The 25,323-nt window shown below is 58.7% G+C and carries 18 protein-coding genes and 10 pseudogenes; 16 read left to right on the plus strand and 12 right to left on the minus strand.

Features of this window, described 5'->3' with window-relative positions; genetic code table 11:
- Positions 1-50: 50 nt before the first annotated feature.
- The 5 genes from B2U07_RS15985 to B2U07_RS16005 all read right to left on the minus strand — a co-directional run bounded on the left by B2U07_RS15985 (position 51) and on the right by B2U07_RS16005 (position 5,238).
- On the minus strand, positions 51-683 hold the full coding sequence (locus B2U07_RS15985) for a TetR/AcrR family transcriptional regulator (protein WP_296277343.1): 633 nt from the start codon (positions 681-683) through the stop codon (positions 51-53).
- Positions 684-838: 155 nt separating this feature from the next.
- The gene (locus B2U07_RS15990; RefSeq protein ID WP_296277344.1) at positions 839-982 is read right to left on the minus strand and encodes a hypothetical protein; all 144 of its coding nucleotides are present in this window, start codon (positions 980-982) and stop codon (positions 839-841) included.
- Positions 983-1,311: 329 nt separating this feature from the next.
- On the minus strand, positions 1,312-3,930 hold the full coding sequence (locus tag B2U07_RS15995) for a LuxR C-terminal-related transcriptional regulator (protein ID WP_296277345.1): 2,619 nt from the start codon (positions 3,928-3,930) through the stop codon (positions 1,312-1,314).
- A gap of 227 nt (positions 3,931-4,157) precedes the next feature.
- A complete protein-coding gene (locus B2U07_RS16000) occupies positions 4,158-4,886 on the minus strand; it encodes an AMP-binding enzyme (RefSeq protein ID WP_296277346.1) in 729 nt (242 codons plus the stop codon).
- A gap of 43 nt (positions 4,887-4,929) precedes the next feature.
- Positions 4,930-5,238 (minus strand): DUF6957 family protein, encoded by a 309-nt coding sequence (locus B2U07_RS16005; protein ID WP_296277347.1) that lies wholly within the window; start codon positions 5,236-5,238, stop codon positions 4,930-4,932.
- A 226-nt stretch (positions 5,239-5,464) separates the two neighbouring features.
- Between B2U07_RS16005 and tnpA the strand changes: the two genes are divergently transcribed.
- From tnpA to tnpC (B2U07_RS16020), 3 genes and pseudogenes are all read left to right on the plus strand, one after another.
- Positions 5,465-5,797, plus strand: a complete 333-nt coding sequence (gene tnpA / locus B2U07_RS16010) for an IS66-like element accessory protein TnpA (protein WP_003462815.1) — start codon at positions 5,465-5,467, stop codon at positions 5,795-5,797.
- Positions 5,794-6,129 (plus strand): IS66 family insertion sequence element accessory protein TnpB, encoded by a 336-nt coding sequence (tnpB, locus tag B2U07_RS16015; protein WP_296277348.1) that lies wholly within the window; start codon positions 5,794-5,796, stop codon positions 6,127-6,129. The genes tnpA and tnpB overlap by 4 nt, the downstream gene beginning before the upstream one ends.
- Before the next feature lie 81 nt (positions 6,130-6,210).
- A pseudogene (tnpC, locus tag B2U07_RS16020) lies at positions 6,211-7,758 on the plus strand (IS66 family transposase).
- Between the two features lie 235 nt (positions 7,759-7,993).
- Here the strand turns inward: tnpC (B2U07_RS16020) and B2U07_RS16025 are convergent.
- The 5 genes and pseudogenes from B2U07_RS16025 to B2U07_RS16040 form a co-directional block, all read right to left on the minus strand.
- A pseudogene (locus B2U07_RS16025) lies at positions 7,994-8,308 on the minus strand (IS5 family transposase); the annotation flags it as partial.
- Positions 8,309-8,434: 126 nt separating this feature from the next.
- Positions 8,435-8,665, minus strand: a pseudogene (locus tag B2U07_RS22955) (hypothetical protein); the annotation flags it as partial.
- 232 nt (positions 8,666-8,897) lie between these two features.
- Positions 8,898-9,128 carry a hypothetical protein gene (locus B2U07_RS16030; protein ID WP_203477194.1) on the minus strand — a complete coding sequence of 77 codons (231 nt, stop codon included), beginning with the start codon at positions 9,126-9,128 and terminating at the stop codon, positions 8,898-8,900.
- 907 nt (positions 9,129-10,035) lie between these two features.
- On the minus strand, positions 10,036-10,509 hold the full coding sequence (locus B2U07_RS16035; protein ID WP_296277349.1) for a hypothetical protein: 474 nt from the start codon (positions 10,507-10,509) through the stop codon (positions 10,036-10,038).
- On the minus strand, positions 10,509-11,657 hold the full coding sequence (locus B2U07_RS16040) for a site-specific integrase (RefSeq protein ID WP_296277350.1): 1,149 nt from the start codon (positions 11,655-11,657) through the stop codon (positions 10,509-10,511). Before B2U07_RS16040 ends, B2U07_RS16035 begins: the two co-directional genes overlap by 1 nt.
- Before the next feature lie 613 nt (positions 11,658-12,270).
- Here B2U07_RS16040 and B2U07_RS16045 point away from each other — a divergent pair.
- The 6 genes and pseudogenes from B2U07_RS16045 to B2U07_RS16070 form a co-directional block, all read left to right on the plus strand.
- Positions 12,271-12,621, plus strand: a complete 351-nt coding sequence (locus B2U07_RS16045; RefSeq protein WP_296277351.1) for a hypothetical protein — start codon at positions 12,271-12,273, stop codon at positions 12,619-12,621.
- A 283-nt stretch (positions 12,622-12,904) separates the two neighbouring features.
- Complete coding sequence (locus tag B2U07_RS16050) at positions 12,905-13,228, plus strand: hypothetical protein (protein ID WP_296277352.1); 324 nt, start codon at positions 12,905-12,907, stop codon at positions 13,226-13,228.
- Positions 13,229-13,338: 110 nt separating this feature from the next.
- Positions 13,339-13,893 carry a hypothetical protein gene (locus tag B2U07_RS16055; protein WP_296277353.1) on the plus strand — a complete coding sequence of 185 codons (555 nt, stop codon included), beginning with the start codon at positions 13,339-13,341 and terminating at the stop codon, positions 13,891-13,893.
- A 62-nt stretch (positions 13,894-13,955) separates the two neighbouring features.
- Positions 13,956-14,534, plus strand: a complete 579-nt coding sequence (locus B2U07_RS16060; RefSeq protein WP_296277642.1) for a hypothetical protein — start codon at positions 13,956-13,958, stop codon at positions 14,532-14,534.
- Positions 14,474-14,725, plus strand: a pseudogene (locus B2U07_RS16065) (hypothetical protein); the annotation flags it as partial. The gene B2U07_RS16060 and the pseudogene B2U07_RS16065, both read left to right, overlap by 61 nt.
- Positions 14,713-14,988, plus strand: a pseudogene (locus tag B2U07_RS16070) (DUF932 domain-containing protein); the annotation flags it as partial. The pseudogenes B2U07_RS16065 and B2U07_RS16070, both read left to right, overlap by 13 nt.
- Before the next feature lie 2 nt (positions 14,989-14,990).
- On the opposite strand, the pseudogene istB reads toward B2U07_RS16070, so the two are convergent.
- Both istB and istA read right to left on the minus strand, forming a co-directional pair.
- A pseudogene (gene istB / locus B2U07_RS16075) lies at positions 14,991-15,671 on the minus strand (IS21-like element ISPpu23 family helper ATPase IstB); the annotation flags it as partial.
- A 17-nt stretch (positions 15,672-15,688) separates the two neighbouring features.
- Complete coding sequence (gene istA / locus B2U07_RS16080; RefSeq protein WP_296277354.1) at positions 15,689-17,203, minus strand: IS21 family transposase; 1,515 nt, start codon at positions 17,201-17,203, stop codon at positions 15,689-15,691.
- A 189-nt stretch (positions 17,204-17,392) separates the two neighbouring features.
- On the opposite strand from istA, the pseudogene tnpC (B2U07_RS16085) reads away from it, so the two are divergent.
- From tnpC (B2U07_RS16085) to B2U07_RS16115, 7 genes and pseudogenes are all read left to right on the plus strand, one after another.
- Positions 17,393-18,049 (plus strand): annotated as a pseudogene (gene tnpC, locus B2U07_RS16085) (IS66 family transposase); the annotation flags it as partial.
- A 576-nt stretch (positions 18,050-18,625) separates the two neighbouring features.
- Positions 18,626-20,299 (plus strand): group II intron reverse transcriptase/maturase, encoded by a 1,674-nt coding sequence (ltrA, locus tag B2U07_RS16090; protein ID WP_296277355.1) that lies wholly within the window; start codon positions 18,626-18,628, stop codon positions 20,297-20,299.
- 92 nt (positions 20,300-20,391) lie between these two features.
- Positions 20,392-20,613 (plus strand): annotated as a pseudogene (locus B2U07_RS16095) (transposase domain-containing protein); the annotation flags it as partial.
- Between the two features lie 551 nt (positions 20,614-21,164).
- Positions 21,165-22,535, plus strand: a pseudogene (gene ltrA, locus B2U07_RS16100) (group II intron reverse transcriptase/maturase).
- A 19-nt stretch (positions 22,536-22,554) separates the two neighbouring features.
- Positions 22,555-23,316: pseudogene (locus B2U07_RS16105) on the plus strand (radical SAM protein); the annotation flags it as partial.
- Positions 23,313-24,179, plus strand: coding sequence for a histidinol-phosphatase (locus tag B2U07_RS16110; RefSeq protein WP_296277356.1), 867 nt, complete (start codon positions 23,313-23,315; stop codon positions 24,177-24,179). The pseudogene B2U07_RS16105 and the gene B2U07_RS16110, both read left to right, overlap by 4 nt.
- Before the next feature lie 2 nt (positions 24,180-24,181).
- Positions 24,182-25,306 carry a hypothetical protein gene (locus tag B2U07_RS16115; protein WP_079380346.1) on the plus strand — a complete coding sequence of 375 codons (1,125 nt, stop codon included), beginning with the start codon at positions 24,182-24,184 and terminating at the stop codon, positions 25,304-25,306.
- Positions 25,307-25,323: the final 17 nt, after the last annotated feature.

Here is a 25,323-nt window from a genome sequence, read left to right on the forward strand (position 1 = left end):
TCCTGGCTGCCGGATGTGCCGGAGGGGGGCTCGAGCCGTGGCGCCGCCTGCTAGTCGATCAGCCGCTCGATCCCGCGTAGCAGTATTGCAGTCAGCGATTCCTGGTCACGCTCTTGGTGCACAGGCCTCGAGCGTCCTGCCGTGATCCAGCCGCCGAGTATCAGGGTGAGGATTTGATAGCTGGTCTCAATACAGCGCATCTCGCTCCACTCCGGATGAATCTTCTGCACCAGCCCCTGGTAGTAGCGGCTCGCCTCCTGATACCAGCGGTCACGTACTTCACTGTAGTTTGGGTGGCGCCGCCAGAAGGCCGTGGCCTCGAAGAAGAACACGTCGTCGGTGTCGCGGATGCGCGAGAAGTGCAGGGCCGCGATATCGAGTAGTTGGGTGCGGGGGTCGAGCTCGACCTCGGCGATCTTCGCCTTGAGTAGGTGGCGCAGACGCTCGATACCGGTCGCAAAAAACGCAACCAGCAGGTCTTCCTTGGTCGGGAAATAGTGGCGCACTGCGCTCTGGGTCACCCTGGCCCGCTCGGCGATGGCCTTCTGCGAGGCGGCGGTCGGCCCTTCCTCGATGATCAGGTCATAGGTGGCATCGAGAATTGCCTGCAGAGTCTTCTTACCTTTGGCATAGCGGGCCCTGCTGAGGAACTCATTCTCGAGGTTGATCGGTTGGTCCGGCATAGGAAGCACTCGTGTGTGGTTGGCCGGCCTTATCTTAGCGTGAAAGTCGCGCAGCGACGCCTTCCTCATGCCCGTTAACCCGTGAGTAACCGGGGCTGGCGAGAAGGGGCCGCGCAGCTGTGGAGGCCGGCTCGCATTGCGCGCTTGTGAGCGGGCTACCGTGGCCAGATATCGACCAGCGCCGTCGAGAGCGCCTGGGGCTGCCTGGGGCTGGCGATCATCGTCGAGCGCTCTGTAGACCCGATGAGCGCGAGTGCAGCAATGCCCAGTGAGACGATAAACAGTGGTTTGCTGAACATGTTCAGGTTTACCTCGGTTTCTGCTGGTGTTCTGTCGCTGGCACTCAGCGCTGGCCTGGTGCACGCGCTGCACCGCCTGGGCAGGGTGCTCGACAGTGTCTGGCGCGGCACCATCCAGATTACCCACGAAGGCAGGAGCTGCCGCCGCCCCCTTGTGTGGGGGGCACAGGTCGGTTCGCGGTGTCCGCGCTCTTGGGGGGCGCTCGATGACAAGGCATCGTCCGAGCGAAAGTCATCGAAGCTGGAATGCACGGGCGAGCGGTGCGATCCGTTTCGCTACGGCTGCCTGGTCGGGGGCTACCTGTTGCCGAGCGGTGCTGGCAAACCAGTCAAGTCTCGGGTCCCAGGATACCGAGCAGATAGGCGCGATCCACCACATGTTTGCGGGTGCCTGCCTGGAACTTGCCGAACAGGTTCTTGATGTGCCATTTGACGGTTTCCTCGCCCGCATTCAGCGCCAGCGCTATCTGCTTGTTGGTCAGGTTGCGCGCCAACAGTTGCAGCACTTCCTGTTCCTTGGGTGTCAACAACTGGCTCGGCGACACGTTGACCGGCTTGCTGGTGCGTGGCGGGTGAGCCATCGTCTCGGTCGCCGTTTCTGTCTTTGACCGGGGTAAGGCGCCGCCCTGCTTGGCCACCCACTCAGCCAGGTCGGGGTGGGTATCGCTCAGTACACGGCGCAGGCCCAGCTCCTCGGCCAGGTCCAGCGCCTCGTGCAGCAACTGGCTGCCGTCCTGGCCCAGCTTCTGCCGGACCATGGCCTGCAGCAGCTTGACCTGTACGGACTCCCGTCCACGGCGCAAGCGTTCGGCCAGTTGGCCGGACTGTTCCAGTAACGGCAACAACTCGGCCCAGTCGGATTGCTGGGCGAGGGCGACCTGGATGCGCGCCATTGCCACCGGCAGGGCCAGCTCGGCGCCGAGTACCCCCGTCTGCGTGCGCAGCACGTCGGGTGTCAGGGCGTCGAGACGCCGCCACAGGCTCAGGCAGGTCTGCGCATGCCCGCGTAGCGCGTGCTGATGAATCTGTTCGGTCAGCGAGAGGATGCAGAAACGCGGCAGGTGGCGACTCTCGCCCAAGGCGAAGAGTTCCTCGAGCAAGTCCATTGCCCGGTGTGAATGGTCATGCAGGAAGGCCAGGCGCGCCGAGGTCAGGTAACCAAGTGTTACCGCTTCCGGCGCCGCCAGGCGGGCGAGGATATCCAGTCGGTTGGCCAGCACGGTCTCGGCTTCCTGGGGCTTGTCTTGCTCCAGTAGGGCGGCCGCCAGCGCGGTGGCCAGGGTCACGGCCATCGCGCTGCGGCGGCCGATGTCCTGGTCGGCTCGGCCCAGGCTTTGGCGCAGTGCCTGTTCGGCGGCGCTCATGCGGCCTTCCCACCAGTAGCTTAGGCCGAGCACCCATTCACGGAAACCACCAATGGCATCTAGGCCAGGCGCCCACTGGTAATGCGGTGCGTGCAGACAGCAGTGACGTGCGCGCTCCAGTTGCCCCTGCCACAGGGCCACGCGGGCCTCAAGATTGTTGACGATGGAGCGCAGTTTTAGCGACTCGGGCGGGTTTTCCAGCCAGGGTTTGATGATGGCGATCGACTGTTCCGGGCGATCGGCGAAATAGGCCGCCGACGCGGCGATGATGGCGGCCTCGCAGCGCTCTTCGCTGCCGGCCTGCGGATCGCTGGTTATGCCCTCGACCAGACCGAGGGCTTCGTCCTGGCGATCGGTTAGCGCCAGCGACCAGGCGGCTGCCAGGCGCAAACGTGGGCGGCGCAGGACTTCGGCTTCGGGAATACGCTCCAGCCATTCCAGGACGCGACCAAACCGTCCCCGCAGCATGATTTCGTAGAGACTGCCTTCGGCTTGGGCGTAGGCCTGCTCGAACATCCCGGCCGAAAGGGCATGGCGCGCGGCTTCTTCATGCTGGCCTTGGGCCGACAGCCAGGCCGCCGCCCGGCGATGCATGAGCAGACGCTCGGCCTCGGGCAGTTCGGCGAAGCGGGCGCGCAGCAGCTCGTGGGCCAGCGGGTGGATGCGCACCCACTCGCTGTCGACGCCCTCGATCATCAGCGGGGTCGTGGCGCACAGCTCTTCGAGCCAGATCGCGGCGCGCTGATCTTCCAGCACGGCAGTGCACAGGGCCGGACTGACCATCTCGAAGGGGGCGATACGGTAGAGGAACTCGGCCTGCTCCGGCGCCAGTCGGCTGAGCAGGGCGTCGACGAAGTAACGCTGGATATCGCCGCCGCAGACAGCAAGTTCGGCAATGGCCTGCTGCAGATCGGCGTGGCGCTCGAGCGAGGCAATCGACAACTGCAGGCCCAGCGGCCAGCCCTCGGTGATCTCGTAAAGCCGTAGGCAGCTGTCGGGATCGAGACGTTGACCGAAGCGGCTGGCGAGCAGCTCCAGGGTTTCCTCCACGGTGAAGCGCAGATCCTCGCCGGTAATCATGGCGAACTGTCCTTGCGCCAGCAGGTCGGCCATGGGCAGCGCCAGACGGCTGCGGGAGGCCATGACTACGCGCAGGTTGGCGGGGGCGTTGCGCAGCAGGTAGGTCAGGCAGTGGCGCACCGAAGCATCCGGCAGGGTATGCACCTCGTCGAGGACCAGCAGGGTTTCCCGGGCCATGTCGGCGACTTCGGCCAGCCAGCCGGTCAGCCCCTCGAGTTCACCGGGCTCCTGTCCGATCATGCTGACACTGGGCGGCGTAGCGCTGCGGCCGCTGCCCATGGCCAGCGCCGTGTACAGGCCCTGGGCCAGGCGGTAGCCATCGTCGCGCTCGTCGAGGGTGAGCCAGGCGACGATGGCGCCGCGCGCGAGGCTTTCGCGCCGCCACTGCGCGAGTAGCTGGGTCTTGCCGAAGCCCGGTGAGGCCTGCACCGAAATGGCTGCACTGTCGGCTAGTCTGGGGCTGTCCAGGCTCAAGCGAGAGCGCTGCAGGGCAGACTTCTGCACTCGCGGAGGCGTGGTTTTCAGGACCAGTTCAGGGTCGGTATGCACTAGGATATTTGCGCCTCACTGCCGTCGGATGGGCGCGCTCGGCGAGCGTTTCTTCCCCGGCGCCGCTCACCCCCCACTCGTTGTTCTTATAGCCGACAAAGCGGCTGCAAGCCCTGCGCAGGACAGTCGCGCTACGATCAGCCTGCGCCCTGAAGTGAACTGGGGCGCTGGATTCCTGCGGGCTACTCCGGCAGGCGGAAGTCGCGGAACATCTCGCGTAGCTTGAGCTTCTGCAGCTTGCCGGTGGCAGTATGCGGCAGATGATCGACGAAGACCACATCGTCGGGCAGCCACCACTTGGCTACCTTGTCGATCATGAAGCCGAGCACCTCCTCCTTGCTGAGCTGTTTACCGGGCTTGGTCACCACGATCAGCAGCGGACGCTCCTGCCACTTGGGGTGGGCGATGCCGATCACCGCGGCTTCGGCCACGGCCGGATGGCCGACGGCAGCGTTCTCCAGGTCGATCGAGGAGATCCACTCGCCGCCGGACTTGATCACATCCTTGGAGCGGTCGGTGATCTGCATGTAGCCATCCGGATCGATGGTGGCGATATCGCCGGTGTCGAACCAGCCCTCTGCGTCGAGGATTGACGCCTCTTCGCCACGGAAGTAACTGCTGACGATCCAGGGACCCTTGACCAGCAGGTGGCCGAAGGCCTTGCCGTCGTGCGGCAGTTCGTTGCCCTCGTCGTCGCTGATTTTCATCGATACCCCGCAGAGCGGGCGGCCCTGTTTGGCCTGCAGATCCAGGCGCTGCTCCAGGGACGAGCCAGCATGCTTGGGCAACGGACGGCAGACGGTGCCCAGCGGCGACATTTCGGTCATGCCCCAGGCGTGCAGCACACGGGCATCGAAGCGGGTTTCGAAGCACTCGACCAGGGCGCGCGGCGCGGCGGAGCCGCCGATCACCACGCGATTCAGGCACAGCTCGCGGGTGACATCCCGCAGTTCATTAAAATATGCTGGTCACAACATCGGGGGCTGCGCTTTTCCTGCTTCCTGCGCCCAGAAGGATGTAGACACTGTTATTAGTTTCAAAGATATAGTTATTCTTGAGTTCGACCAAAAGCGTACTCCTGACCCAGTCGCCTGGTAAGAATCGACGAGCACTATCTGTGACTACAGTGTGGGCATAGAGAAGAATTGGCTGAAATCCTTGCTCTGTAACCAACGCTTTCTTGTCATCTGAAATATCGAGGTCGACGAGAATCCATTGCCTTACTGAACAGTATGGTTTTCCTGGGCACAGTTCCTGAGCCATGGCGACTCCAGCGACCTCATCCTCACAAGCACTAGCTACTGGCTCTCCTGCTCGCGTTAGAAAATCACTTACGTCCTCAATGCTTATATTTTTCATGTGCTGACGCTCCAGCGTATTGCGAAGCGTATCCGTCCGGCCAACACACCTTCCTGGCCCCGACGCCAAAGGCGATGGTGTCCACCTGATTTAAGTGGACACCATTTCTAGCCTTTTAAGCGGGTCTTTCATGCAGCCACAACGCCGTTCCTACTCCAAATCCTTCAAGGCCCAGATCATTCAAGAGTGCGCCCAGCCCGGGGCCTCGATTGCCAGCGTTGCGCTGAGCCACAGCCTCAACGCAAACCTCGTCCATAAATGGATCCGAGTGCACACGCAGAAAGCCATGGCGCTGCAACCTGCTTTCATTCCTCTGTCCTTGCAGGCTATCGGGACAAAGTCGGATTCCGCGTCATCGACTATCTGTCTGGAAATCCCACACCCGCGCGGCACCATCAAAGTGAACTGGCCGACCGAAAGCGCCGCTGCCTGCGCGACCTTTCTGCGAGATCTGCTGCGATGATCCGCATCGACTCCATTTGGCTCGCCACCGAGCCTATGGACATGCGTGCTGGCACCGACACCGCAATGGCGCGGGTGGTGGCGGTGTTCGGTGCGGCTCAGCCGCACTGTGCTTATCTGTTTGCCAATCGCCGCGGCAATCGGATGAAAGTGCTGGTGCACGACGGGTTGGGTATTTGGTTGGCGGCGCGCCGCCTGCATCAAGGCAAGTTCTTCTGGCCGGGTTCTCGACACGGCTCTCAGATGGAATTGGGTGCCGAACAACTACACGCCCTAGTGCTGGGTTTACCCTGGCAACGACTTGGGCCGGGTGGCGCAATTTCTATTCTGTGATGCCTGCCATCGCCTGCCTGACCGTGCAATTGTCCGATGGGCCTCTCGTCGGGTTTAGCCTGCTCGGGCAAAATCGGCGGCATGACTTCGCTGCCCAATCTCGACCAACTGCCCCCTGAACAACTGCGCGCTCTGGCGGCGCAGTTGATGCAACGTGTCGAGAGTCTCGATCAGAAAGTCGAGACAATGGGCAAGAAGATCCACCGCGACCAAACGCTTATCGAAAAGCTGACCCATGAGATTGCGCAGCTCAAGCGCTTCAAGTTTGCCAAGCGCAGCGAGCAATTGAGCCCGGATCAAGTCAGTCTGCTTGATGACCTGATCGACACCGACATTGCGGCCATCGAAGCAGAACTTGAAGCGCTGAAACCTGCTCCCGCTTCGACTGAGGTTCGGCAAAAACCTAAACGCACCGCCTTGCCGCCACAGTTTCCATGCACTCTGATCCACCATGAACCCGATAACAGCCACTGCCAGTGCGGTTGCGCGCTCAAGCGTATCGGTGAGGATGTCAGCGAGAAACTCGACTACACACCGGGCGTGTTCACCGTTGAGCGGCACATCCGTGGCAAATGGGTCTGCGATCAGTGCGAAACCCTGATCCAGGCCCCCGTGCCGGCCCAGGTGATCGACAAGGGCATCCCAACCGCCGGCCTTCTGGCTCACGTGATGGTGGCCAAATTCGCCGACCACTTGCCACTATATCGGCAAGAGAAAATCTTTGGCCGTGCCGGCCTGGCCATCGCTCGCTCGACACTGGCGCAGTGGGTCGGACAAACCGGCGTGCAGCTCCAGCCGCTAGTCGATGCCCTGCGCGAAGCCGTGCTGGCCCAACGCGTGATCCACGCTGACGAAACCCCGGTGCAAATGCTCACCCCAGGCGAGAAGAAAACCCATCGGGCTTACGTCTGGGCCTATAGCACCACACCCTTCGCCGATCTGAAGGCCGTGGTGTACGACTTCAGTCCCAGCCGTGCCGGCGAGCATGCGCGCAATTTTCTTGGTCAGTGGAATGGCAAGCTGGTCTGCGATGATTTTGGTGGCTACAAGGCCAGCTTTGAACTCGGTGTCACCGAGATCGGCTGCATGGCCCATGCCCGGCGCAAATTCTTCGAGCTACACGCCACCAATAAAAGCCAGCTTGCCGAGCTGGCCTTGAGGTACATCCAGCTGCTGTACGAAATCGAGCATGAAGTCCGCGACCTAGAACCGGATTTACGCCGCCGAATACGACAAGAAAAAGCCGTACCGGTGATGGACGCTTTGCATGCCTGAATGATCACCCAGCGCCTACTTGTGCACGATGGCTCGGCCATCAGCAAAGCATTGGATTACAGCCTCAAACGCTGGACGGCGCTGTCGCGCTATCTCGATGACGGCGCTGTACCCATTGACAATAATTGGGCAGAGAACCAGATCCGGCCATGGGCGTTGGGGCGCAAGAACTGGCTCTTTGCAGGTTCACTGCGCAGCGGTAAACGGGCAGCGGCGATCATGAGTTTGATCCAGTCAGCTCGACTCAACGGGCATGACCCGTACGCCTATTTGAAGGACGTCCTCACACGTCTGCCGACGCAGCGGGCAAGTGAGATTGCGGAGCTGCTGCCGCATAGGTGGCGACTGGTTTAGTTGCGCAAGACGGGATGCCCAGACGCATACTGCGAAGCGCTTATCTGCGCGTATGCATATAAGCTCTGCAACATTGAAAGCCCGGATACCCGCTTCGATTCAGAGTCTAGGGTGCGTAATAACATTCGTTGAGTACAAATGCTTGAGTAATGAAATTAACTCACTGTTAAACAGCCTAGTACATGTCAGAGCTACATCATCGCTGGAACGCGTAATGGACAAGCAGATTGACGTCTCGTACTGTCGTGGAGTCGATCATCCAGGTATCCAGATCGATCAGCCCTTCCTGATTCAGTCGAATGTGCAACCGCTTAAGCAGTTAGTCGAACGTGCCGTCGTCTCTCCAATCACGAAAGCGTTGATACACAGTCGACCATGGGCCGAAGCGCTCCGGCAGATCGGGCCAGGCAGCACCTGAGCACAAGATCCAGAAAATGCCATTGAGCATCAGTTGGTCATCACTGCGAGGTCGCCCCATTTTCTGTTCGGGGGAAACCAAATCGGCGATCAGCTCCCAAGCTGCATCTGGGAGTTCGTAGCGCTTTGCCATGCGGGCCTCCAGCCTGTCATGGCGCCGATTTTAACCGTTAGGACTTTTCGTACAGAACCTAAGAAAGCGAAGTAGGTCTGTAGCGTGGCGTCAGCGGTAAGTCGCAATTCCGCTGACGCAAGTAGATTACGGACTAACGATGACCTTGATGTCCGATTCCGAGATGCTCTTGATGTATGAGTAGCTCGTTCCCAATACAGCAAGCTGCCCCTTCGACACCTTCTTCGCTGATATCGCGGGTTGCACGACCACAAAACTGAAGATCAACTCGTGATCATTGCATTTGTTGCGCAGTATCTCCAGTTGCTGAGGCGTCCCTTTCAGGATTCTGTCGAAGTCCTTGAGCAGTGATTGCTGGGAGCTATTCACGACAGGCTACTTTCTGCCTGTCTAGCGATACAGTCTAATGGTCAAGCCTTATGCAATCGGTGGTCAGCGCAAATGCAACTGACTGGTCAGATGGGCGCAATTGCGCATGTATTGCTGGGGTCTGGTTTCACGAGAATTGAAGGGCACCAACCAGGCGCTTTTTCTTGCTTGTGGCGAGATAGGATTACCGCCTCAGGATGACGGAATAGCCCAAGAGGGGTTATAGATGAATCTCCGTACGACGGATACCGAGTTTGCGTAGCTCGTTGACCAAGCTTTCGAGGTCGGAAAAAGAGTCGATCTCATCCTGATCATCTATCAAAAAGAAACTGCGGCCTGCATCCTTCTTGAACATCACGATCCATTCGCGGGTATTTGCCGGGTTGGCCATGATTTGAGTATCAAAAAACACACCTTCGTCAATTCTGACTTTCACTTTTTCGCGCTTCATTACTTCTCCTGTACTGGCAAAACGGCCCGATCAATATGGTGTACTGCGGGCTTGCTGGCACACACGCTTCACCTAAAGCCCTTGTACTATTATATCGCTCATGACAATGCTCACAGGCTCCAATGCTTGCAGACGGATGCAGACCCGAACTTCAACGTCGAGTACGCTTGGTCCCCGAGCATCGTGCTGAAAGCGCTAAGCGAGCATTCGGGCTCTCGGGAAGCAGCGCACTTTGACGGGAAGCAAGCAACAACGGAGTGATTGAGCCTACTCCAGAAGATCCACTGGTGCCCAGAGGGAGAGAACGTCGCCGGGGAGTTGCTTCCCTTCGCAACACTCACCCTTACCCGCAGAGATGGACTACCCCTCATCCAGCTGCTCAGGCAGATAGTCCGCAAACTCATTTCCGAATAAGCTGATTTGCTGCTTTCTCCCAAACTGTCTTGTTGCTCATTGCTATCCCAAGTCTTCGATTCCACCAGCATATCTGGATGGGGCAGGCCGAATAGCGGAGCTAGATTGCGCTAGCGAGTCCGTTTCGTTGCTCCTGAGAAACTTGAGCTGGCAAGTGTAGAGGGAGGCCAGAAATGACCTCCCTCTACAAGCCCCGTCATCACTGTGTTTCCGGCAAAAGGATGAAACTTTATTTTCATATTTTAGGTCATGGCGGACGGCCTTGCCGCAAATTGGATGATACTTTAAGGGCATCTACTGATTTCCACCCCGGCACAAATCCGGCCTAGGTCTTCGGCAGATTTCTGGCTATCTAATTGATTTATAAATATTTTATTTCATTTTTTAAGCTTGATAATGAAGCTTTAAATTGGATGAAACTTTATTTTCATCCCACACCAAGTTCCTCAGCTGGATCTCCAGCACTTTCTTACCCATTGGGGCCACTCTGCCCCTATGGGGTATGTGGCTCCCGCAACCCTAGGAGTTTCACATGCACTCTTCCAATGCCCTCCACGCCCAGCCCAGCCAGATGGCCGAGATAACCGTCGATTAAATCCCGGTTCACATCGGCCAGGGCCAAATCACGGCCAAAAGTTGCCGCCCGCAATACGCAGCTGTCGAGGAAATTGCGCAGTCCATTACTGCAGTAGCTAGCCACGGTGGTTGCTGTGACGGTCCCCTCTTGGCCTGCGAGGAAACGTTCGATCTGGCGCTGGCAAGCGTAGGTGATGGGGTCGATGCCGGCACCGTACCAGCAGGCGAAGTCGAAGCGTCGTAAGCAGGAGGTGTTCCGCCCGAACTCGACCATAGTGTTCTTCGACGGGATGGCCTCGGGCAGAATGACCACATTGCCTGCCGCGTCGTGGTTGTGCTCAACGTGCGGAACGCCGAGATCGGTCTTGGCAAATACCTTGCGCTTGCCCATCAGGCCGCCTCCGCCAGTGCGTTTAACTCGTCGTCATAGGCCAGCACCGCCTCGTCGGCCATTTCGTTGACCAGGTGCAGGTACACTATGGTCGTCTGAATTGAACTGTGGCCGAGTTGCCGCTGAACGAACACCAGGGGATCCAGCCCGCTCGCACGGTTACGCTGAAGGCTGACGAGGGTATGGGTGGCATAGGTATGCCGCAACATGTGCGTATGGGCCTTGATTCCAGCCCGCTTGCCTGTCTCGCTGATGATCCGGTTGAGGCTCTTGCCGTCCCTGCCATAGGGCTCCCCGGACTGGTTGAGGAACAGCGCTCTTTGCGGGGCCTTGCTCAGCGAGGCACGCTCGCCGCGCACCTTCGTGACATAGCGATAGAGTTCGGCCATGAACTGGCGGCTGACATAAATCTCTCGCGGCTTGCTGCCCTTGGTCACCATGCCGCTGCCGTCAAACGGATCGAGGCGAATGCGTAGGTTCTGCTCGGTTCGTCCCGCCTTGTCCGGGTCGAAGACATTGGCCAACGGGAAGGCGGCGATTTCCTCGCGGCGCAGACCTGTATGCAGAGCCAGGCGCATCATCATCCGGTGATGGGGGTTCTCGGCTGCGGCCAGGAGCGCCTTGATCTCGGTCATGCTCAGAAACTTGGGCAGGGCCTTGTGTCTACGCGGCATCACATCGTTTGCCTTGGCCTTGCCGCCACTGGCATCGACATGCGCAAGGAAGCTTGTCTCGCGCCTCACGGTGCGTTCTTCATAGGCGAAGGGCAGGCGCTTCACCCATCCTTCCTTCAGCGCGAACTCGTAGAACTTGCAGATGTAAAGCAGACGCTGGCGAGTGGTGTTCGGTGCCAGTTCGCACGCCACCAGGCAGTAGTCCCGATAGGCCGCCACAAGGCTCTTGGCCTCGCCACGATCAACGTCGCGCCAGTCCAACTCATGTGCCTGGATGAAGCTGAAGAAGTCGTACAGCGCGCGTCCGGTGCTGGGCCAGGATCGCTTCGAGCCAATGGCCCCTCGAAGCAGGTAGTGACGAACGAACTGATTGGCCGGGACGCAACTTTCCATTGAGTCCCAAAGCAGAATGGGGAACCCTGGATAGGGTTGCCCAGCGATCACCAAATCCTCAGTAGCCCACACAAGCTCCATCTGCTACCCCCTGCACTGACCAGACACCCAATCCCTTGTCTTCTCTGACAGAGTTAGGGCCATTAGATCGACCCTCAAGCACTTCTCCAAGACTATGGTCTCGTAAGGGCCTGATTTCTTATAGAGTGGGAAACTATCGTTTGCAAGGTGTCAGATCAGATGGCGGCTACTGCCATAAGTGTAGGGTTGAAGGCTTTCGCCGGAGACCTGGACAGCGCAACAACGCAACATTGCTGACCCGCGGGGTGCGCACACTGTGCCCCGAGCCATAAGCTACAGCGGCTCGCAAAACAGGTGCAGGTAATGATGGCTCTGCGGTTCGTCCACCGGCTCACATAGAGGGCAGGGCGCACCACCTCCACCGCCAATGGCGGTCCTTCCTGGGAACAGGAAGTCTCCCCGAAAGGGAGAGGGGCCAGGCAAAACCCGCTGCCCACGTTACGGGCACAGATTTCTAAACCCGGCCCTCGTGCCGGGTTTTCTGTTTCTGGTGCCAAGCAGACCAGCTGAAGAGCGGACAGGGTTGGTTGTGGTCGACCACCGCGGCTGTGGCTATGCTCAGAAGACAGGCAAAAGCAATGGAGCTTTCGGCCTTATCCACGGGAGAGAATACATGGGGAAGAAAACTGAACTCGCCAAAGGACTGGTTGGGGATGCCTGGAGCAAGCTGGCTCACGATCAGGCAGACAGAACCGGGTTATCAGCCAAGCGTGTTTCAGACTCGCTGGATAAAGGGGTTCACCCTGATGTGGTTGCCCTGCAGGTGAACAAAAACCAAGAAGCCAATAACCCAGCAGATCCGCTGACTTTCACCGGCGATGAAATGAAGGTAATCGCCAAATTCCATATGGCAAACAAACGTCGGCCCGCATACACCGGTGCTCAGGCTGCTGTTTTAGACAGCAACCAAGCCGCGCTCGATGGCGCTGGCTCTGCAGCCCAGGATGATGCCCTTCCTGCATAACGTTTCTCACCCCTGACAAGGCCGAGCTATCGCTCGGTCTTTTTCATAAGCCGTGAAGCCTCCGCATGGTCAGTATCGATCCTGATCCCCGTAAAGGCTGAGTCCACTGGGGACACCATGGATATGTTTGGTTAAAAACCTGAACCACCTCTTCGAAGGTGGTTTTTTTTGCCTGCAATAAAGGCGGCTGCTCGCTGATGCACTGGTCAGCTGTAGTGGCGGGGCTTGCAGTTCCGATTGCCCGTGAGATGCTTTGAACACTTAGCAAACCAAGGCCCAAACCATGACAACCTCTTTTTTGATTAAGCCTCGCCCACTGTCATCAATCGTTCGTGTCAGCACGTTCTCGTTCACGAGAAAAAAGGGGGGCACCGGCCAGTCTACCGGGACGCTCGATCCAAAATTTACAGGATTTGCGTCGGTGTCTGTGGTGCGCGGCTGGTATGACGAAGAGACTGGTTATTGCTTCCAGGTGAAAGCGGCATCAAACGACATGGTTGAATACCTGCGCCAGCATGGTGCTGGTTCCGATCAGGTTTATATCAGTCAATTTCATTTGATCAACCCGGCCGATCTTGAAGAAATGAAAGCCTTCTGCGGGCTGTAGAGCCAAGCCAGGTTGGTTGAATCGTGCGGCGCGGTTTGAGCTGACCGGGCCTAAATGGCCTTCAGTGCGCCTTATAATGAAATGATCACGCTTGGCTAAAATGAATCGATATGAGCTCGCCTAAAACAGCCGGTAAAACGGCTACCAGAACCACGGATCACATTACCGAATACAGCGATGTGTTCATCGTGCGCATCACGCGCAAAGGGAAGGAGCACCAGCGCTCATTCCGCTTTGGCAACGCTGCTACGAAAGGCATTGCATTAGCTGAAGCGGTATTGTGGAAGAACAAAATGCTCAGCTCCCTGCCCAAGCCCCTTAATGGAAGAGGGTCATACAGAGATAGCTGTATGCCTAATAAAAACTCTGTTGGGCGAACCGGGATTTCTCGATACATGCGATCCGACAACCGCCGAGCTGGAAAGCCAAAATACCTTTGCTACGGCGTGAACTTTGTCGACAGTGACAAGCGCCCCTCCGTGAAGACGTTCCAGGTTGGCCGCGCAGACGCCGTAACTTGGCAGCAGGAACTGCACGCCAGCCTCACCGCCGAAGCCTTCCGCTCAGAGTGGGAGTGGTGCGTGGACAATGGCGTTCAATTCGATCCGGCAAAGTACGCTGACTGGACCACTTGTGATCGTTATCCGTTCGTGGCTCCCGTTTAGTGAACAATTTCATGAAGCCTCGCCTCCAGGCAGCGCCTAGAGCAAACAGGAAGCCAATACCCGTGCTGACATATTTCATTGAAGCTTTGCGGCCTGTACTGGCGGCCGGCGTGCTGGTGCTGGTCACCTGCAGCACCAGCTTGGCTGCCCCTATTGCTGATCCCTACTTCGATGCTCCGATCATCAAGATGTTCTGGGGCTCAAAGCAGCCTTCGTACCAGTCTGATATGGACAGCGTTACGCCTGGCAGTCCCCATGGTGCGGCTTTACATCTGTTCTACCTTAACGCTGCGTTTGAAGACGCGGGTGTCAGCCTCGACAAGTCGTTTCGTAACTGGATTGAGGTTTACACCAGCGAAGGGCAGGAGACCCTCTATCCCGAAGTGGTTTCGTTTGGCAAAAACGCTTCGCTCAGGAGCGCTGCGCTGAGGAACCCAGGGTACGTAAATGTTTTTACACACTCTGGGCCGACTCCAGCCCGTTGCGCCGTTGGTTACGCAGCTGCAAAGCGGCCATTCGACTCGAAAAAATCTCAACCACACATAACTGCAATGACATCACCACCAAAGAGGTTCGTCCTATGTCATTGCAGTGCCCTCGTTGTCACTCCCCCAAAGTTGCGTCATTCCATCAAGCCATGAAAGTCGGCGCAGCCATCGGCACCGTAGGCGGTGTTGCGCGTGGCGTCAGCGCTGCACTGGCTGGCGGCCAAGCAGGTGCGCTGATTGGCACCATCGCAGGGCCTTTCGGCATCACACTCGGCTATGTATCAGGTGCCATCCTCGGTGGCCTAGCCGGCGGGGTTGGTGGTTGCGCGCTTGGCGCACAGCTGCCATCGGCCACCTGGGCGCTATTCACTCGTTCCCTGAGCAGAAAGTGCTGTTTCGCTCGGACACCAAGGCACCGTTGTCGGTGGTCTCCAACCGCTATCACACCGTGCAGCCACGCGAGGTGCTGGAGTTCTACCGCGATCTGACTGAGGTCTCTGGCTACGAGCTGGAAACCGCTGGCGTGCTTAAAGGCGGACGCAAGTTCTGGGCGCTGGCTCGTACAGGTCAAGGTGCTGCGATTAAGGGTAACGACCAGGTGAACGGCTAAGCGTTGTGCACCAGGCGGTCGAGGATGGCATCGGCCAGGGTTGGATCGCCGATCAGTTCGTGCCAGTTGTCCACGGGCATTTGGCTGGTCACGAGGGTCGAGCGCTGGCCGTAGCGGTCGTCCAGTAGCTCCAGCATGTCGCGGCGCTGTTCGGCGGTGAACGGGGCCAGGCCCCAGTCATCAAGGATCAGCAGGTCGGTCTTGGCATAGCCGCTCATCAGCTTGGCGAAGCGCCCGTCGCCATGGGCTAGGCCCAACTCTTCCAACAGGCGCGGCAAGCGCAGGTAACGCACGCTGTAACCCTCTCGGCAGGCCTGGTGGGCCAGGGCGCAGGCCAGCCAGGTTTTACCCACGCCGGTGGGCCCGTTGATGATCAGGTTGAGTCCGTCGCGTAACCACTGACCGCTGCTCAGCTGGAGGAGCAGCGCCTTGTCGAGTCCGCGCGGGCTGCGGTAGTCGATGTCTTCGAGGCAGGCGTTGTGCTTGAGCCGGGCCTGACGCAGGCGGCTGCTGAGGCGCTTGTCGTCGCGTTCGGTCAGTTCGCGGTCGACCAGCAGGCCGAGGCGTTCCACGAAGCTCAAGCTGTCGATGTCCGGGGTTTTCAGTTGCTCGGCGAGTGCCTTGAGCATGCCGGTCAGGCGCAGGGTCTGGAGCTTGTCCAGGGTCGGATGGGGCAGCATGGTGGGATTCCTTGTATTCAGTGGTAGTAGCCGGGGCCGCGCAGATTGGCGTGGTCGTCCGGCAGCAGGGGCAGGTTGGCTTGAGCCAACGGCAGGCTTTCCAAACCCTGGCGCAGGATCGATTCGAGGCTCTTGTAGCTGCACGCACCGAGGCTGAGGGCGCGACGGCAGGCCAACTCCAAGCGCACTTCGCCATGGGTCTTGCCCAGGCGCAGGATGCCCAGGCAGGCCCGGTAGCCTTGGGTTGGGTGGATGCGCCGTTCGAGGATGTGGCTGATCACGCCGGCCGTGTTCGGCCCGGTCTGCTCAGCCCAGCGGATCAGCCGTTGTGGCGTCCACTCGGCGTGCTCGCGATGGCTCTTGGGCATGTGCTCGGCCTGTGTGCTGTGCCGGCCCTTGTGCGGTGAGCGAAGGTGGCTGGCCACCCGCTGATTGGCGTGGAAGCACTCCACCGTGCGCGCTGTCAGGCGTACTTCCAGTTGTTTCTTCACCAGTTGGTACGGCACCGAGTAGTAGTGCCCATCAACCTCGACGTGGTAGTCGATGTGCACCCGCGCCTTCTTCCACTCGGCATAGACGTAGGGCTGCTCCGGCAGCGGCCGCAGCACCGGACGATCCAGGGCTTCGAAGGCCGAGTGCCGGGAGCCCGGCAGCTTGCGAAACGGTCGTCGGTTGAGGCGCTCCAGCAATAAGGCGATGGCGCTGTTGAGTTCGTCCAAGGAGAAGAGCTGGCGGTTCCTCAGCGCGGCGAGGATCCAGCGCTCGACCACCTGCACGCCGACCTCGGCCTTAGCCTTGTCGCGCGGCTTACGCGCCCGCGCCGGCACCACCGCCACGCCATAGTGCTCGGCCAGATCGCGGTAGCTCGGGTTGATGTCCGGCTCGTAACGATGGGCCTTGCTCACCGCGCTGCGCAGGTTGTCCGGCACCACGATCTCCGGCACGCCACCGAGGAAGGCGAAGCAGCGGGCATGGGAGCCCAGCCAGTCAGGTAACTGCTGCGACCAGGTGGCTTCGGCGAAGGTGTAGCTGGAGGCGCCGAGCACCGCGACGAACACCTGCGCCTGGCGGATCTCGCCGCTGTGCCGGTCGATCACCGGCACCGTCTGCCCGGCGTAGTCGACGAACAACTTCTCGCCGACGCGATGTTCCTGGCGCATCACCACGTCCAGCTTGCCTTGCCAGGCCCGGTAGTGCTCGCAGAACCAGCTGTACTGAAAACCCTGCGGCTGGCTCAGGCGATACTCCTGCCAGAGCAGCGCCAGGGTCACGCCGGGGCGACGCAGCTCGGCGTGCACCCAAGACCAATCAGGCAGTGGCCGCTGCTCACTGGGCACCGCAGGGGCCAGTGGGAACAGTTGCTGTTCCAGTTCGGAATCGGACAACGAGCAGGGCCAGGCTAGACCGCTGGCGGCAAAGCGACAGAGGTAATCACCGGCACTGCTGTGGCCTATGCCCAGACTGCGGGAGATCTTACGGACAGACAGCCCGCAATCGAACTTGAGGCGCAACACCTCACGGATTTTACGCATGGACAAACGCTCCACGACGACCTCTCTGCTTCGAAAAAGAGGTCGATGGTAGTGAATAAATCCTGCGTAGCTGCCTGCCTGGAAAGTGTCCGGATGGCCGTGGAATCGGTGTCCAGATGCTCGTGGAATGAGTGTCCGGATCAGCGTGGAATCACTGTCCGGATGTGCGTGGAATGGGTGTCCGAGTCAGCGTGGAATCCGCAGGTCGGACAAACCGGCGTGCAGCTCCAGCCGCTAGTCGATGCCCTGCGCGAAGCCGTGCTGGGCCAACGCGTGATCCACGCTGACGAAACCCCGGTGCAAATGCTCACCCCAGGCGAGAAGAAAACCCATCGGGCTTACGTCTGGGCCTACAGCACCACACCCTTCGCCGATCTGAAGGCCGTGGTGTATGACTTCAGTCCCAGCCGTGCCGGCGAGCATGCGCGCAATTTTCTTGGTCAGTGGAATGGCAAGCTGGTCTGCGACGACTTCGCTGGCTACAAGGCCAGCTTCGAGCAAGGCATTACCGAAATCGGCTGCATGGCCCACGCCCGCCGCAAGTTCTTCGATCTGCACGCTGCAAACAAAAGCCAGTTGGCCGAACAAGCACTGCACGCGATGGGCAGCCTGTACGAAATCGAACGGCAAGCACGGGACATGAGCGATGAAGAACGCTGGCGAATACGACAGGAAAAGGCTTCACCGATCCTCGATACACTGCATGACTGGATGCTGGCCCAGCGTGATCTTGTGCCCAACGGATCGGCCACGGCGAAAGCCTTGGATTACAGCCTTAAACGCTGGCAGGCACTGACTCGCTATGTCGAGGATGGTGCTGTGCCCATCGACAATAACCAGGTCGAGGTGCGACACGAAGTCGCTTAATGAAGTTGTTCCCCTTGGTGGGAACCACCCGTGTCACCGGGTGAATCTAGAAGGCTGAATCAAGAGCGCCTTCGACAATGGAACGAGGCATCGCAAGGTGCGGGGTACCAATCGTGAGAGGCGTACCCTTCTGGCAGCCATGGCCGGACAAGGGCTAGATAGTTGGTATGGTGAACACATGTGAATCTGCGCAACGATCGTTAAGTTGAACGAGCGGAAATGGCTTATACGCTCGAACCAAAAGGTAACGGAGGTGGGAATCGCGTCTTTCGACTACGCATTCGTGACCCACATGCCTCCCGGTCGATAGCAGGCACCTAACCCGACGCACTTCAATAAGCGGAACGTGGAAATCCCGTATCGCTCCCGCCAGGGAAAGCCGTTTGTAAAAACTGCCCATGGCGGTGCGGGCGAAGGAACGAGGAAAAAGCGAACGCCATCCTGTAATGGGCTGGATAGGAGTTGAAACATCACTTCACGCGAAAGCGGGCAGACGTCCTCATGGTCTCTCTTCACACGAGAGTAGGTAGAACCCTTTCAACGGAAGGAGAGCAAATGAACGCAGCAGCATTGGCGTGTGCACCTTCCGGCACGTCGTGGGAAGCCATCGATTGGATTGCCGTACAACGTCGTGTCAGAGGGCTGCAAGCGCGTATTGTGAAGGCTGTACAAGACGGCAGACATAACAAGGTGAAAGCCCTGCAATGGCTGCTGACTCACTCGTTCAGCGGTAAGGCATTGGCCGTGAAACGGGTGTCTGAAAACAAAGGCAAAAATACCCCAGGTGTGGACAAGGTTACTTGGAATACGCCTAGGGCCAAGATCGGTGCGATAGAGTCGTTGAAGCGGCGAGGCTACTCGCCGCTTCCGCTTCGGCGAGTTCTTATCCCGAAGAAAAACGGCAAGACGAGACCTCTCGGAATACCCGCCATGAAATGCAGGGCCATGCAGGCACTCCATCTGCTGGCTTTGGAGCCCATTGCGGAAACCACCGCCGACCCAAACTCGTATGGGTTCAGGCCGGAACGCTCGACCGCGGATGCGGCAGCACAGTGCTTTGGTGTGCTGTCACGAAAAGCAAATGCGGAGTGGATTCTAGAGGGTGACATTCAAGGCTGTTTCGACAATATCAGCCATGATTGGTTGATCGCCAACATCCCCATGGATAAGGCGATCTTGCAGAAGTGGCTCAACGCCGGATACATCCACAACGGCCAGCTGTTCCCTAGTAACGCAGGAACGCCGCAGGGAGGCATCATCTCTCCGGTACTGTCCAACATGACGTTGGACGGGCTAGAAGCGATGCTGGCGAAGAGGTTTCCTACCGCCAAATGGACAGGCAAGAAACTGCAAGCAGTGCGGTATGCGGACGACTTCATCATCACCGGGTACTCGAAGGAGTGGCTGGAAAATGAAGTTCGTCCTGCCGTGGTCGAGTTCTTGGCAAAGCGTGGTCTCACGCTTTCCAAGGATAAGACCAAAATCACGCACATAGGGAACGGGTTCGACTTTCTCGGCTGGAACGTGCGCAAGTACAACGGCAAGCTCTTGATCAAGCCTTCCAAGGCGAATATCAGCGCTCACCTTGCCAAGCTACGAGAGTTGATCAAGGCCAACAAAACGATACGGCAGACCAATCTGATAGGTTTGCTCAACCCGGTTCTACGGGGCTGGGCGAACTATCACAGTCATGTCGTCGCCAAGAAGGTCTTCAACCAGGTGGACAGTGCAGTGTGGGAAATGCTCTGGCGATGGGCGGTACGTCGCCACCCTCGCAAGACACGCCGATGGGTGAAGGATCGGTATTTCAAAGTACAAGGGGGGCGTCGATGGGTGTTCTCATGTGCTGAAAAATCCGCCGATGGTCGGAAGCGTCAGTACACGTTATTGGACGCCTCGGACACGCCAATTGTGCGACATATCAAGATCAAGGCCGCTGCCAACCCACACGACCCCGCTTGGGATGAATACTTCGAGTCCCGCTGGGGCAAGAGGATGCTCACTTCCGCGAAAGGTCGAGCCAAGCTGTACCGGATTTGGGTGCAACAGGGCGGTCGGTGCTGCGTCTGCTTCAAGCCGGTTACCAAAGACACACCGTGGCATAGTCGCCATATTGTGAAGCTAGGTCATGGCGGAACGGACGCGGCGGCTAATCTTGAGATATACCACCTGCGCTGCCCGAGGGATGTGCAATTTGCCTATGCCGATGACGTACAACCGGGTGCCTAGAGGTGCCTTAGCGGAGGCTTGAGCCGTGTGCTGGGAAACTCGCATGCACGGTTCTTAGGGGGTTGGACGCGGGCAACCGCGTCTGACTACCCGACAACCAGATTCGTCCATGGGCCCTGGGGCGCTCGAACTGGTTGTTTGCCGGGTCGCTACGCAGCGGCAAACGCGCGGCGGCGATCATGAGCCTTATCCAGTCGGCCCGCATGAACGGGCATGATCCGTATGCCTATCTCAAGGACGTGCTGACACGCCTGCCGACGCAACGGGCGAGTGAGGTCGGCCAACTGCTGCCGCATCAGTGGGCGCCTGCCTGAATCACGCAAGGTGAGTTCGGCGGACGCTTAGTGCGCCAGTTAAAGCTGGCGGAGGATAGTCGATGAAAGTTCGATACTGGTAAGAAATGGCGAATCAACCAGACCCCGAGTCATGCACGCTGCACCGCGAGGTACAGGGTGAAGCGTTGACAGGGGAAACCGATGGGCCAGCCATTGAGCCGCGAAATCAGAAATTCGGGATGCCGATGCTGTTAAGCGAAGCAGAAGGCAATACGGAGCATGGCGTTATACGCCAGTCATGCACTGATCCCGCGCGGTCGGAGACCCTGTGCACGTCGGGAAGTCCTTCGCACAGAAACTGGGAGATCTCAGCGGTGCCCGGTGCGCAAGCACCGGGCGGAGCAGGAAAGGCCAAAAGCCGTAACCCTGCTGTCAACGGCGCTGAGAAGTCGGATACGTCCGTAGTACCTGAGAAGCCATCGAACAAAGGGTCTAGCCTAGCGGAGATAGTGGAGGAAAGGGGCGTAGCCAAGGGAAACACCAACAAGCCTCCCGCGTCCCGGACACAGAGCCGGACCAGTTGCGCGTCGATGGGACTTGAAGGTGTACGTGAAGCAGCCCGAAGGAACAAGGGTACGCAGTTCACGGCATTGCTGCACCACATCACACCGCAGTTATTGGCGCAGAGCTTTTATGCTCTGCGCCGCGATGCAGCGGTGGGTGTGGACGGTATGTCGTGGCGAGAATATGAGGAAGGTCTTCTCCAGCGGGTAACCGATTTGCACGCAAAGCTCCACAGCGGAGCTTATCGGGCAAAACCATCGCGGCGGGTCTACATTCCCAAAGCCGATGGCAGGCAGCGCCCACTGGGCATTGCCTCTCTGGAGGACAAAATCGTACAGCAGGCAGTCGTTACTGTTCTGAATGCGATCTATGAAGAGGACTTTTTTGGGATTCTCGTACGGGTTTCGGCCTGGGCGCAGCCAGCATGATGCGCTGGATGCGTTGACGGTCGCGCTGAAGGGCCAGAAGGTGAACTGGATATTGGATGCGGATATCGCGTCGTTCTTTGATGAGATCGACCATGAATGGATGCTCATGTTTCTGGGACACCGGATTGCAGACCGGCGCCTGCTCGGGCTTATCTGCAAATGGCTCCAAGCGGGTGTGATGGAGGATGGCCGTAGGGTGGCTGCGACCAAGGGGACTCCCCAAGGCGCAGTAATATCGCCACTGTTGGCGAACATCTATCTTCACTACGTGCTGGATCTGTGGGCAAGGCAGTGGCGCCAGCGGCATGCCCGTGGCGATGTGATTGTTGTGCGATACGCGGACGACAGCGTGGTGGGTTTCAGGACGCAATTGCAGGCTCAGCAGTTTCTGGTGCAGTTGCAGGAGCGTTTGGCCAAGTTCGGTTTATCCCTCAACGCCTCGAAGACACGGCTGATTGAGTTTGGTCGTTTTGCTGCGAGAAATCGTAGGAAGCGAGGGTTAGGTAAACCGGAGACGTTTGACTTCCTAGGCTTTACGCACTGTTGCAGTACCAACAGAAGCGGTGGTTTTCAAATACTGCGACTGACGGTCAAGAAGCGAATGCGTGCGACGCTGCTGGCTATTCGGGATGAGCTGAAGCGCCGACGTCATGAGCCCATCCAGGCTCAAGGGCAATGGCTCAAACGGGTGGTTGGCGGCTATTTCAACTACCACGCGGTGCCGGGCAACCTGCTCCGCCTTGACGGTTTTCGGGCAGCTGTCTGCCGCCTATGGCGGCAAGCTCTCAAGCGGCGCAGCCAGCGTAACCGACTCCAGTGGTCACGCTTTGGTCGTCTCGCAGACATCTACATACCGAAGCCCAGAACTGCACATCCCTATCCGGAGGAACGCTTCGCGTCACGAACCTGAGGCAGGAGCCGTATGCGGTAGTTCCGCACGTACGGATCTGTGCGGGGGGTGGCAGGTAACTGCCATCCCTACCGCGACCGTGGATTCTATCCACATGACAAGATGGCGGATTTCTACGACACGACCAACCGAATTGTCTTGGGCAATGGCGATACCTGCAACATCCGCCTCAGTGCCGACAGCCACCATATTGAGAAGGTCAAATGGCGGGCTCATGGGTTCAGCCTGGACTACCAGCGGCGCCGGCGACCGTCTGGGCTGAGTTTCTCGTTCCGCTCAATCGATACCGACCGCGATTTCACTCGCGAGTACCTAAAGTCCGAACTGGCCTCTTGGGGGCTTGATGCAGCCATCGAGCCGCGGAGCGTGCTGGAAGATGTACTGGTCGCGGGCGGCGATTGCTTCGGTATCGACTACAAGAACCTCGTTCACCCAGCTCCGGGAACCGCTCCCGGTTATCTGGATATGCTGGGCTACATCGAGGCGATCGAGTCCAAGGTCAACAAGCCCTTCACCTTCGGCAGCCTGAACAAACCACCGCAGGCCAACGGTTTGGATGTCACGGTAAAGCCTAGCGGTGACGTATACCTGTATGGCATCGAGAATCAGCGCCTCGGCAACATTCACTTTGACCGGGTCGATTGGACACAGCTAGTTGCCCACGTGCGGGAGACACCTCTACCCCGAGCGCTCTATACGCAACCCTTAACAGAGTTACTGGCTCGGCTGGAGACCACTGACCTGTTGCGTTCAATCATTGCCAAGACAAACAACCCTTACTGGCTGGTGAAGGAACTGGCAGGTCATGCCGGGCTGCTCGAACAATGGGAGGTTGCATGATCGATTCACATAGCCACACCTCTTATTCAAAGCATGCGATCGGCAGCGTCGACGAGTTAGTTCGCGCCTCGATCGCTGCTGGAGTGAGTGTCTTAACTATTACCGACCACGCGCCGTTCCCCGTGGATATGGACAATCGTCTGCTCGCGTCCGAACTTGATCGCTATTTCGCTGACATCGCGCGGGCGCGGGAGATTTATCAGGGGCAGATCACCATCCTGTGTGGCCTGGAGCTCGACTACATGCCAGGCACCGACGCCTTCAATCGCGAGCTGCTTACTCGTTATCCGATGGACTTCGTAATCGGCTCGATTCATTACGTAGAAGTTCCGGGAGAAACCATGGTGAAGGTATGGGAGCTGCCGCGTCTTGCTGGGCAGGCGTTCCTGGATCGCTACTTCGCCAATCTCGAGGACCTCTTAGACAGTGGATTGTTCGATGCTGTAGGGCACGCCGACACTTTGCTGCGTGGCGTGCCGGAAGACATTTTCCTACGCCGTTTCGAACCGTTAATGACGCCGCTCGCCAGAAGCGGTGTCGCATTCGAGCTCAATGCCTCAGGTCTTCGAAAGTCGAGCCTGGACCCGGCAACGGGGAGAGAGGTTCAGGGCCGTTGGTCTTATCCGTCTCGGGAATTGGTGGCGCAGCTCATCGCACACGAAGTGCCCTTCACGGTTGGGTCTGATGCCCATGACCCGAGTGACGCTGGTGCGGGCATTGCTGAACTGCTTGAGACCCTGAGGCCCCTGGGGCTGAAGAGCATTAGTTACTACGAGAAGCGCCGTCGAATCGATGTCGCTCTCGACAGCCTGACGTTACCGGGCACACTGGCAACTTTGACAGCAGGACTTGAAGGGCCTTGAACATGATTTCCCCCGGAAATTCTCCGCTATGGTCCGAGGTACTTAATAGCCCGGCTGATGTCCAGTTGGCGATGTTTCGTCAGGCTTCCGCTCAGCCCTGTGCTGATGATGTGAAAACTGGTTTCCGCGCTTTCGCAGCCGACCTGTTTGCACGTGACCTGATCAGCATGACCGAGTATGTTTCGATTTTTGGCGGTACTGCCCTGCACTGCCTTACACCTGCCGAGTCGGGGTTGTTCCGCGACATGGCCTCGGGCAGCGATGCCACAGCGCTGGCTGGGATCTACAGCCGTGCAAAATACGGCGGTGTGCATGACATCCGGTATCTCGCAAGACAACTGATCGACTACCTCAGTGGCGAGCTGGATAGGCCAGACTCGCAATGGTCATACCTGTTCCAGAACGCCAAGGTCTGTGGTGACAACGTGGTGATGATGACCACTGGTTGGCGCAACGTGCCGTCCACGGCGAACGTGCTCTATGAGATCGTGGTCGAGGAGGTCAACGTCAAATTGGCGCATATGGCGTTGCCGACCATCATCAACGTCAAGCTGCCCAGGATTGCGCCGCCCTGCGAGGACTACGCCAGCCTCAGCACCGAGGAGCGGGAGCGCGTCAATCTGGTCCAGGATCATGTCATTCCGGCTGAAAATTTCTATCGTTGGAGCGGTGTGCATGTGATCTTCGGCGACGATGTGTTGGTTACCGGATCTACTGCCGACAAACTGCTTTATGAATCCATGCGTAACGGTGCAAAGTCGTTCCGCGCAATATATCCCGTGGCGATCGACCCCCGGGTGGCGCTGGGCGACGCCTCGGTTGAGGATCGGCTGAATAGTGTGGTGATTGAGCAACGGCTGGACGATACCGTTGCGGAGCTGTTGTCTGCGCGGGACTACCAACCAATCCTGCGCACCCTGCGCCTGTTGTTCGGGGAGGGAAACCGAGAGTCGCTCGCCACCTTCCTGCCGAAGGTGCCTGCGCTGACCTGGCTGCGCCTCTACAAGTCGGCCTTGGGTAACGAGTTTCTAGGTCAGCCACAATGCGCTCCTTCAATGGCGTTGTTGAGGGAGTACCTGACGAATGTCGGGTTGCTAAGTACCAATGGCATGGCGATTCACCCGTGAACAGCTGCCTTCATAGT

Source organism: Pseudomonas sp. UBA7530 (assembly GCF_002479365.1).
GTDB lineage: Bacteria > Pseudomonadota > Gammaproteobacteria > Pseudomonadales > Pseudomonadaceae > Aquipseudomonas.

Bases quoted from the DNA above. Each gene is read 5' to 3' on its own strand.
- B2U07_RS16035 (WP_296277349.1), bottom strand. From the start codon at position 10,509: ATGGGCAAGCGCAAGGTATTTGCCAAGACCGATCTCGGCGTTCCGCAC.
- B2U07_RS16045 (WP_296277351.1), top strand. From the start codon at position 12,271: ATGGGGAAGAAAACTGAACTCGCCAAAGGACTGGTTGGGGATGCCTGG.
- B2U07_RS16040 (WP_296277350.1), bottom strand. From the start codon at position 11,657: ATGGAGCTTGTGTGGGCTACTGAGGATTTGGTGATCGCTGGGCAACCC.
- B2U07_RS15990 (WP_296277344.1), bottom strand. From the start codon at position 982: ATGTTCAGCAAACCACTGTTTATCGTCTCACTGGGCATTGCTGCACTC.
- B2U07_RS16005 (WP_296277347.1), bottom strand. From the start codon at position 5,238: ATGGCTCAGGAACTGTGCCCAGGAAAACCATACTGTTCAGTAAGGCAA.
- B2U07_RS16115 (WP_079380346.1), top strand. From the start codon at position 24,182: ATGATTTCCCCCGGAAATTCTCCGCTATGGTCCGAGGTACTTAATAGC.
- B2U07_RS16110 (WP_296277356.1), top strand. From the start codon at position 23,313: ATGATCGATTCACATAGCCACACCTCTTATTCAAAGCATGCGATCGGC.
- B2U07_RS16050 (WP_296277352.1), top strand. From the start codon at position 12,905: ATGACAACCTCTTTTTTGATTAAGCCTCGCCCACTGTCATCAATCGTT.
- tnpB (WP_296277348.1), top strand. From the start codon at position 5,794: ATGATCCGCATCGACTCCATTTGGCTCGCCACCGAGCCTATGGACATG.
- B2U07_RS16055 (WP_296277353.1), top strand. From the start codon at position 13,339: ATGAGCTCGCCTAAAACAGCCGGTAAAACGGCTACCAGAACCACGGAT.
- B2U07_RS16030 (WP_203477194.1), bottom strand. From the start codon at position 9,128: ATGAAGCGCGAAAAAGTGAAAGTCAGAATTGACGAAGGTGTGTTTTTT.
- istA (WP_296277354.1), bottom strand. From the start codon at position 17,203: ATGCGTAAAATCCGTGAGGTGTTGCGCCTCAAGTTCGATTGCGGGCTG.
- ltrA (WP_296277355.1), top strand. From the start codon at position 18,626: ATGAACGCAGCAGCATTGGCGTGTGCACCTTCCGGCACGTCGTGGGAA.
- tnpA (WP_003462815.1), top strand. From the start codon at position 5,465: ATGCAGCCACAACGCCGTTCCTACTCCAAATCCTTCAAGGCCCAGATC.
- B2U07_RS15985 (WP_296277343.1), bottom strand. From the start codon at position 683: ATGCCGGACCAACCGATCAACCTCGAGAATGAGTTCCTCAGCAGGGCC.